This window comes from Streptococcus mitis (genome assembly GCF_946190115.1).
Taxonomy (GTDB): domain Bacteria; phylum Bacillota; class Bacilli; order Lactobacillales; family Streptococcaceae; genus Streptococcus; species Streptococcus mitis_CO.
On sequence record NZ_CAMHZG010000028.1, the window covers coordinates 1 to 6,838 of the forward strand.

1 protein-coding gene is annotated in these 6,838 nt (G+C 37.1%); it reads left to right on the forward strand.

The features are described from left to right. Window positions 1-62: 62 nt before the first annotated feature. Window positions 63-6,838, forward strand: a 6,776-nt coding sequence (locus N8L90_RS09170; protein WP_261025186.1) for a YSIRK-type signal peptide-containing protein, incomplete at its 3' end; no start/stop codon positions are given.

The window sequence follows — 6,838 nt, forward strand, 5'->3', positions numbered from 1 at the left end:
AAAAGGACTTAGCCCTGTACAATACAGAACTAAATCCTTCGGATAAATTAATTGTCTAACTTTTGGGGGTCAGTACAGAAAAGGTGTTGCGCTTTTCTATTCGTAAATATAGTTTCGGTGCCGCTTCAGTAGCCGTAGCAGCACTGATGTTTTTAGGTGCGCGCGTTGTTAGCGCAGATACCGTAAGCGGAAGCAGTTCACAATCTACGGCGGGTGTAGTACAACCTAACGATAAGGGCAACTCGCCTGTGGGTATTAAGGAACCTACTGAAAATAAATCAGAAGTAGTCAATAGTTCTTTAGAAAATAAAGAAACTGCACTTGTTGAAAATAGTAGTAATACGGTTGATAAAAGTCAGTTAAGAACAGTAGTTGAAGAATTAAATTCTCTTCTTTCAACTAAATTAAATCTTGACGACTCAGTGCTTTCTTCTGTAAAAGAAAGAGTTCAGAGAGCTCAGGCATTACTAGATAAAGCTGATGCAGTTCAAAAAGATATTAATGAACTAAAAGAACTTTTGTCTACTGATTTAGCTACTTTATCTAATGCGGTAAAAGAATCAAGTGAGGTTCGAGAAAGTAATACTGGAACTGAGGCTGAAAAACCAGCGATTCAACCTTCTTCTGAAGTAAGAGCAAGCGAAGAGAATCAAACTGTATCAGCTAAAAAAGATTCTTTGAAAGTATCTGTTGATCAATTGAAAGCAGCAATTTCAGAAGTTCCTGAACATGATACTACGAAAGGAGTTCTTGAAAAAGCCAATGAACTATTAGGAGTGGCTCAAGTAGTCCTTGAAAATACAACAGTTTCTCTGAACGAAGTTGAAGAAATGAACAAACTTGTGAAGAGAATGTTTATTTCTGTTAAAAATGCTACAACACGTTTGAGTTCAGGTTCTCATGATCCGCGTAATGGTCAGAGAATGGCGGAGGGAGCAGGATTTAGAGCAGATGGTGTACGCGTAGAGGGAGCGTTAAATAACGTAAAAGAGTATATATCAGAGGATAAATTTAGTGGTGGAGCAACCTCTAATGGTCAACGTACCCGAACAATTGATAAAACGTTCATGACAGCTAAGTATAGCGTAGAACAAGGCCATAAATTTATCACTTATGATGTTTATTTTCAAAATGATGGTTATGCGTTAAATGGAAATACCAAAAATGCATTTTGGTTTTACCCACCTCGTGACCTTTTGCCCAATGTTGGTAGAAATTATCCGATAGGAGTTGTTTCTGATGCTTACTATGAACGTTATCAAAAAAAGGCAGGAGCAACAGGGACACTTTCTGAGAATCCGAGTAATTTTACTCAAGTGGGGGGGATATATACAGTCTCTCTGAGAGCAGGTAAAGGTGAGGATGACAGTTCAGAAAGATTATGGGGTAACGCAGGTGGTCTTTTTCAGTTTGGTGGTGGTCCAACCAGTAATGATCAGAGACAACAGATGTTGAAACAATTACAACATAATAGAGATCTGAATGGTATCATTAAATCAAATAATAATCCAGACGGATCTTATCCTACGTTATCTTATTCTCATCTGTTAACTGTAGGCAGTCACCAAAATTTTGCCTACAAATATCACGTTAAGATGCGCTTGAGAGATGATGTTACGGATACACAAGCTCAAAGAGCAGGAACTATGGCTGTAACTGCTAAATCGGGATTTGCTACAAATGCACTTCAGGCATATGTATATGCTGCTACTGGAACGAGGTTGGAAAGTAAACCAGATGCACAATTAAACCCAATTCAAGGATTGACTGTTACAAAAACAGTAGGAGACACTTTAGGAGATCCAGATGATCCTGCAAATTCAGGTTACGTTAGACATAAAGAGAGTAAACCATTCCCTGCAGGTATGAAGTGGAGTTGGCAAAATGGTGTCAAGCCAGCAAGTACAGCTACTACAGCTGGAGTATTCAAATATAAAGTAATTGCAAGATATCAAGATGGTACAAGTTCAGAGAATAAAGGTTCTGGTTCAGATGGTACAGTTACATTAAATGTTAAACCTAAAACACCTGTAATTGACCAAAATTCTGTAAATGAAAAAGCGGGCAAAAAAGGGCAAAAAGTAGTAGTAAATGTACAAAATGGAGTTCCTGATAATTCTACAGTGACATTATATAGTGGTAATAAAGTTATCGGAACAGGAACAACAAGTGGTCAAAAAGCTACTATTAATGTACCTGGAGTATTACCGTCAACAGAGATTAAAGCTAAAACAACAGTAAAAGATACTACAGTAGATTCAGAATTTAGTGCACCTGTAATTCCAACGCCTGAACGTGATACACAGCCTCCAACTGTGAAAATGACAAACCCAACAAATAACAGAGAGTTTGTACTAGGAAGTTCTGAAAATAACTCTCCAGAAGTTGAAGTGTTCAGAGGGGCTACTTTAGATATCCCGTTAAAAATGCACGACAACAATGCCAATGGGAAAATTAATATCAAACATATTAGTGGATTACCTAAGGGTGTTAATTTAAATAATGGAAATACTCTTACAACCAATAGTGGTTCAGAAACCAAACCTGCAACTGCAACTATTTCAGGAAAAGTGGCAACTGATGCTCATTTAGGAACTAATGTTGTTACCTTGAAAGCTTCAGATGATGCAACAGGAAATGTTGATAAAGGAAATCAATCTACACTGAAATTTAAAGTTAAAACATATGATTTAGCGTTTGAAGATCGAGGTACACCAATTAATGATAACACTCGTTCTGATGTATTAGGACTTAAGCAGAGAAGTGCGGATCCAAATCATTACTTAACAACAACAGATGGAACGAACAAAGGAGACGGAAATTTTGGAGCAGACATGAAATTCCGTTACCTAAAAGGAAATGAAATCAGCGAACATGTTTCTTTTGACAAGATTGGAAAATACGATGTTAAAGCAAGAGCTTATTTCCCTAATAGTAAAACTTCTACAAAAGGATTACCAACAAATCCTACAACAGGATTAACAGGAGATACTGCTTCTGTAGCTGGTAGAGGATTTTTAGAAAAAACAATCGAGTTTAATGTTAAGCCAAATACTCCGACGCTAGCTCAAGAACAATTTTATGGTACGGCAAGTTCACGACCAAGTGTAACAGTAGGAAATCTGCCAACAAGTGATCAATTGCAAAATGGATCGAATGTAACGGTAGAACTTTATCAAGGTACAACTAAGATCGCCAGCAAGACTGTGACAGATAGAAATGGTACAACCACTTTATCTGCAGGAGACTTTACTGCTAACTTGAGAGAAGGGCAACCAGTTCACGCAGTAGTAAAAGTTAGCGGAGGGCAAAATGCTACAGCTTATTCTGTAACTTCGGATAATAGTGCAGATAGAAACGTTACAGGAAGAAGTGTATTTGCTCAACCGGCTAATAAAATTGTTCAAATAAAAAAAGGTAATTTATCCGAAGAAGAAAAAACAGCCATTAAGAATGCGATTTTTGAAGCTAATAAAAATGGTATCTTAAGAGGTAAAACAGTAAATGACATTACCATTACGGACGCTGGTGTTATTCGTGCGGTGGATAAAGATAATAAAGTAGCAGAGCTAGAAGTAAATCCTACAACTGGAGTAGTGACTCGTTATGCTCATATTCGTGATGATTATAATTTGACATTTAAGAATAATGGAATCCTAGCTAATCGTCCTACTGACAAAGGTTTTGAATGGAGCCAAGATGGCAAGAGTTTAATTTATAAATTCGATGCAACGAAAGGTACTCCATTACCAATTAATGACATTTTGAACACTATTACAGCAAATCCGAAAAATCCGGATGCTAGTAGGCAACCTTCGTTAACAGTTGTTAATGGTACTGATAAAGTTGCAGGTGAAAGAAAAGAAAACGGTTATAAACATGAAGGTGGTTTCTTCTATCACAACAATAAACCGGTGAACGTATTAGATATTGTTCGTGATAATTTTGCCGGTGGAGGAACTGTCGATAATTCAGCCAATAAACTAGTAGAGACAAATCGTAGTGATGTTAATGATAGAAACATCGTCGGAACTAACTTAGAAAAAGGAACTACAACAATTCCAGTATCCAACGGTGCAGGAACAGTTACCATTAACACTCCTGTTGTGAAAGCGAAAGATGGATCGTCGTTAATTGTAAAACGTAAATTGTATTTGATGCCGAAATGGACAGATGCAGCATTGTTAGCGGAACGCAATACAACGTTAGAAAATAATACTAATGTTATCAATTTGTATTTTGTACCTGTTGATCCAATTAAACCAGAGGTAGCCCGTTCGAATTCGAACAATTTAGCAACTTCAAGTAATCAAGCGACACGTTTAGCTGAAAATACATCGTTTACTAGTCTGGTTAAAGTAACAGATAATTACGATAAAGATGATGCGACGAATGCTACTACTAATACTGTTCGTAGCAAATTAAATATGTGGGTTAAAACGGGTAACACTAAAACGCTCATTGTAGAAAATGGAGTTGAAAAAACAGATGTTATTACACGTCTGAAAAAAGAAGTTACCCCAGCGACTTATGAAGTCTTTGCCAAAACAACAGACGCTTCTGGTAACAAGAGCCATGAGGATACTAGCGATGGTGCAAGCCTTGGTTTCTTTAAAGTTGGATATAACTTGGTGGCACGTCAGACAATTAATGTTGTGCGTGGGGAAACTCTGACACAGGCTGAATTGAATAAACTGGTTCAAGTTCGAGAAGGGAATACACTTCAAGATTTACCACAAGGCGCAACTGTCACAGCAGCGCTTGAAACTGCTAGCATCAGAAGCGGAAAAGAAGAGACAAAAACGGTAGAAGCGACTGTTAATTTCGGAGAAAATAGAACTCAAAAAGTTACTTTAACTTATAAAGTTTTAAATACATTCCCAATTGCTCGTAAACTTTATGATTTTAAAAATCCAGATACAGCACGTAGTGGAGGTTCATCTGTATACTATCATAATGGAGGAACTATTCCTGATGGAATGACTTGGATTTATAAAGCAAGTGATAATGTGGCTCAACCTGGAGATAAATTTACAGAAGCTCTTGCAAAAGATCCGGTAGGAACTACGAATTATAAATTTGGTGGTAAGTATGACTATAGTAGAAATACAAATCGTCCAACCACAACAGGTAATTTAGAATATACTGAAACTGTTGTTCATAAAGTGTTTGATGTAGAAGCAAATAGAACAAGAGTCACTGTTTCAAAAGGAGCGACTTTAACTGAACAAAATGCAAAAGATGCAGTAGCTAAGGTAGCTGGCTCAGAGGACTTACCGACTGGAACAACCTATGAATGGGTAAATGCTCAAGGTAATACACAAACACTTACAGCAAATACTCCAGGTGTACAGAACTATAGAGTAAAAGTAACATTACCTATATCTCAAACAGGGCAAAATCAGCCTGATGCGACACAAAAACGACCTTCTAAGATAATTGATGTTAAAGTCAATGTTAAGCCAGAAGCACCTACTTATGATACAACAATAAAACCAAAAGGTAGTATAGGAGTGCCAACTGTAGCTTCAACAGATAGAGAATTAACTGGTACAGGACGTCCAGGTGCTAAGATTAAAGTAACAGTACCAGGTGTACCGATTAATGAAGTTACAGTAGGTAACAATGGAAAATGGAGAGTAAGTCTTCCTAAAGGTTTAAATAGTAATCAATTAAATCAAACTCAATTAGTGCCACGTGATCAAGTCACTGTTACTCAAATTGTAGATGGTATTGAAAGTGATGCAACAAATGTGGCTGTATCATTAGGTGAAACTACAATTCAACCATCTGAAGAGAGAGGAAATAGCCTATTTGCGGGAGCTAAAAATATAGTAGTAAAAGCCCCACACGATGCAGGTATGGTTTATGTATCTTATACGGATAAAGCTACAGGAGCGGCACGTGAGATAGGACTAAAGCGTGAAAATATTAATAGTACATGGGTTTCAAATAAACCAACTCTAGGGGAGGTTAAGAATACAACAAAAGATGCATTTACGAATACAATCACTATTGAGATGAAAGAATCTATTGCAGAAGGAACTGCTAAAGCAATAGCTAATATCTCAGAAAGAAATTATTCAAGTGCAGTAGATTGGAAAACAATTCAAGTTACAAACCAAGCCCCAACCGTTACATCTGCAGTTGCAGGAAATGAAAAAGTATTAGAATTTGGCGAAAATATAGATCTTAAGACTTTAGTTACAAAAGCTGACTATGAAGATGATAAAGATGCAACACGTGGTACTAAAGTACGAACAGAGATTGTATCTGTAAATGGACAAAATGATGTAAAAGATATTAATTCTAGAAAACCAGGCACATATATTGTCAAATACAAAGCAATTGATAGTCAAGGTAAAGAATCAGGAGAAATACAATTAACGGTTAAAGTTAGGGAAGATAAACCAACACCACCAACAGCAACAGCACCAAGTGATGGAACAGTTACAGTAACGCCAACAGGGGATGCAGATAAAGTCACGGTTAATTACACTGATGAGAAAGAACAAAATAAAACTGTAACAGTAGTCAAAGATAAAAATGGAACATGGTCATCATCAGATAAGCCAGTAGGTGTAACAGTAGATTCAAGTACAGGGCAACTCCTTATTCCAGCTGAAGGTGTAAAAGATAAAAGTCAGGTAACAGCAACAGCTACGAAAGGTGACAGTCATCCATCAGAACCAACTACTGTGACGGCACAAGCAAAAGACTTCACACCAGTGAAACCAGATGAGAAGGTTGTTGTTCAAGATAAATCCCACTTAACTCCAGAAGAGAAAAAACAAGTGGAAGATAAGGTCAAAGCGAAGAACCCAGGTAAGACTGTCAC